The organism is Kitasatospora sp. MBT63 (genome assembly GCF_000710465.2).
Lineage (GTDB): Bacteria > Actinomycetota > Actinomycetes > Streptomycetales > Streptomycetaceae > Kitasatospora.
This window is the reverse complement of the sequence record NZ_JAIZ01000281.1, coordinates 1-3,019: the sequence shown is the minus strand read 5'-3', so window position 1 is coordinate 3,019 and position 3,019 is coordinate 1. Positions and strand designations below refer to the sequence as shown.

The window sequence follows — 3,019 nt, the reverse complement described above, 5'->3', positions numbered from 1 at the left end:
CCGCCCCAGGACGCCGCCGTGCGGGCCGCGGCGGCCTCCGTACGGACGGCCGGCGCGGTGGTGCGCCGGGCCGCGGTGGTTCGCCACGGCCCGGCGGCCTCAACAGTCCGGCAGGACGGTCAGTGCGGCCAGCTCCGCCTCGAACAGCACCTCCGGGTCGAACCCCATCCCGTTGAACTGGCCGGCGAGTTCGAGCGACAGCACCCCGTGCAGCCGGGTCCAGGCGAGCAGGGCCAGCCGCAGCACCGCCGGTTCGGCCGGGTGGTCGCCGGCCCAGTCCCGGTGCCGGGCGAGGTGCGGGTCGAGCGGGGACCCGGCGCCGGGGCCGGGCCGGGCGGGCTGCCGGGCGCAGGTGTCGAGCAGCGCCGCCATGATCTCCGCCGCGATGGCCGTGGTGTCCGGCGGGGCCTGGTAGCCGGGCACGGGGGTGCCGTAGATCAGGAAGTAGCGCTGGGGGTCGTCCAGGGCCCAGCGCCGCAGGGTGCGCGCCAGCCGTGGCAGGTCGGCGCCGTCCGCCTCGGCGGCGCGGAAGGCGTCGGCGAGGCTGCGGTAGGCGTCCGAGATCAGCTCGGTGATCAGTTCGTCGCGGCCGGCGAAGTACCGGTACAGCGCGGGGCCGCTCATGCCCATCTGCTTGGCGATGGCGTTGAGCGAGAGCGCGGAGGCGCCCGCGGTGGCGATCTGCTCCCTGGCCAGTGCCTTGACCTCGGTCCGGATCTGGTCACGGTAGCGCTCGCGCGGGGTACGTGCGGCCTGGGCCATGGTGTCCGCTCCTTCGGGTCGGGCGGCACGCCGCCATGTAGTTAGACCCTATCACTATCGGCACACCCACTTGACGGGCCCGGATCGATGGAGTTATAACTTCTAACGAACGCAAGAGCCAGTCATCACCAGTGAGGTGGAGCGAGATGCCGGTCACCGAGGAACTCGTCGAGGTGGTCCTGCCGGGCACGGTGGAGCCGGAGGGCCTGGAGCTGCGCCGCAGGGCCGTCCCGCGGCCGGGGCCGGGCCAGGTGCTGGTCGCGATGGAGGCCACCGGGGTCTCGTTCGCCGAGCAGCAGATGCGCCGCGGGCGGTACTACGACCAGCCGCCGTTCCCGTTCGTGCCCGGCTACGACCTGGTGGGCACGGTCCGGGCGGCCGCCGCAGACGTCCCGCCCGGCCTGGTCGGCCGCCGGGTGGCCGCGCTGACCAAGGTCGGCGGCTGGGCCAGCCACGTCCTGCTGGACGCGGCCGACCTGGTGCAGGTGCCGGACGGCGTCGGCGCGGCCGAGGCCGAGACGGCCGTCGTCAACGGGATCACGGCCTGGCAGATGCTGCACCGCAAGGCACGGGTGCGGGCCGGGCACACCGTGCTCGTCCACGGCGCCAACGGCGGGGTCGGCTCGGTCCTGGTCCAGCTGGCCCTCGCCGCCGGCGCCCGGGTCATCGGGACGGCGTCCGCGCGCCACCATGACGCCCTGCGCGGGCTCGGTGTGGAGCCGGTCGACTACCGCGCCGGGAACGTCCCGGCCCGGGTCCGGGAGCTGGCCCCCGGCGGGGTGGACGCCGTCTTCGACCACGTCGGCGGCCGCAGCGTGACCGACTCCTGGCACCTGCTCGCACCCGGCGGCACGCTGGTCGCGTACGGCAGCGCGGCCACCCGGGACGACTCGGGCTCCAAGCAGTGGCCGGTGCTGCGGATCCTCGGCCGGGTGTGGGTGTGGAACGCGCTGCCCAACGGCCGCCGGGCGTACTTCTACAACGTGTGGGCCGGCCGGGCACTGGGCCGCGCGCGGTTCCGGGCCAGGCTGCGGGCCGACCTCTCCGCGGTGTTCGCGGCCCTGCAGCGCGGCGAGCTGACCGCCCGGATCGCGGCCGAACTCCCGCTCCACCGGGTGGCGGAGGCCGTCCGGCTGGCCGAGTCGGGCACCGTCAGCGGCAAGGTCGTGCTGACCCCGTAGCGGCTCCGAGCGCTGGCGCCCGACGGCCCCGCCTCACCGGCCCGACCCGCCGCACCGACCTCGCCTCACCGGGACAGCCGCTCGTACCAGCGGCGGAACAGCTCCTCCGGGTCGTCCGAGTACGACCACGGGATCCGGGTCGGGCGGTTGCCCAGCAGTGCGAACACCTCGCGGGCCCGGTCGGTGACCCCCGCCATCACCAGCCCGTGCGCGAGGAAGTTGAGGTCGGCGACGTCCTGGGCCAGTTCGAAGGTGCGGTGCCCGAGCCAGTGCTCGCAGGTCTGGCCGAGGTCGCGCAGCGCCGCGTCGCTCTTCCAGTGGTGCGACAGCGCGAGGTCGGTGGCGCCCCCGGTGGTGACCAGGTGGCGGTAGTGCTCGGCCCGGGCGGCCTGGGTGAGCGCCAGCAGCGGCGAGCCGGACGGCGCGAACGAGGCCGTCTCCCAGGCGAAGTCGTACATCTTGGAGTGCGAGCCGTGCCAGCGCGCCGACAGGTGGCGCAGCACCTGGTGGTGGCCCTCGCGGGTGTCCCGGTCGCGGGCCTGGAGTTCGCGCCACCACTGGCCGGACTGCGGATGGCCGCCGGCGTACAGCCGGGCGACGGTCATCAGTGACACCCAGGGCACCGGGTCGTCGGGGTAGCCGTGGGCGGCCTGGAGGCAGATCCGCACCACCCGGTCGAGGCGGTCGCGGCCCAGCGCGTCCTGGCCGGGAGTGGGGGCGGGGCCGCCGGCGACGGCGTTGAACAGCCGCATCACGTCGGTCTCGGCGCGCAGCACCATCGCGTCGGGGTTGGCCGGTTCGGCGGCCTGCCACGTCTCGACGGTGCGGTTGCCGGCGGCGGCGTCGGCGAGCAGGCGCATCCGGTGGGTCCGCCGGTCCCAGTCACGGCCGGTGGCCCGGAGCAGGTCGCGGGCGCCCTGCCAGCGGCCCACCAGGATGTCCTGGCGGGCCTCGGCGAGCGGCCGGTCGCCGAGGGTCGGGTCGAAGGCGGATCCCTGCGGGCGGCTGCGCGATCGGGCCATGGGTGGGTGCTCCTCGGGTGTCGGGTAGGGGGCGGGTGGAGTCGGCGGCACGGG

Annotated in this window: 3 protein-coding genes; 1 reads left to right on the top strand and 2 read right to left on the bottom strand. The window is 75.4% G+C overall.

The window, feature by feature from the left end:
* Window positions 1-99 precede the first annotated feature (99 nt).
* Window positions 100-762: a TetR/AcrR family transcriptional regulator gene (locus AA75_RS17735; RefSeq protein WP_033821044.1), complete on the bottom strand. Its 663-nt coding sequence runs from the start codon at window positions 760-762 to the stop codon at window positions 100-102.
* Between the two features lie 146 nt (window positions 763-908).
* On the opposite strand from AA75_RS17735, the gene AA75_RS17730 reads away from it, so the two are divergent.
* Window positions 909-1,943, top strand: coding sequence for a medium chain dehydrogenase/reductase family protein (locus AA75_RS17730; RefSeq protein ID WP_033821043.1), 1,035 nt, complete (start codon window positions 909-911; stop codon window positions 1,941-1,943).
* Between the two features lie 65 nt (window positions 1,944-2,008).
* On the opposite strand, the gene AA75_RS17725 is transcribed toward AA75_RS17730, so the two are convergent.
* Complete coding sequence (locus AA75_RS17725; RefSeq protein ID WP_033821042.1) at window positions 2,009-2,965, bottom strand: hypothetical protein; 957 nt, start codon at window positions 2,963-2,965, stop codon at window positions 2,009-2,011.
* Window positions 2,966-3,019 lie beyond the last annotated feature (54 nt).

Coding starts and splice junctions, on each gene's coding strand:
- AA75_RS17730 (WP_033821043.1), top strand. CDS start 909: ATGCCGGTCACCGAGGAACTCGTCGAGGTGGTCCTGCCGGGCACGGTG.
- AA75_RS17725 (WP_033821042.1), bottom strand. CDS start 2,965: ATGGCCCGATCGCGCAGCCGCCCGCAGGGATCCGCCTTCGACCCGACC.
- AA75_RS17735 (WP_033821044.1), bottom strand. CDS start 762: ATGGCCCAGGCCGCACGTACCCCGCGCGAGCGCTACCGTGACCAGATC.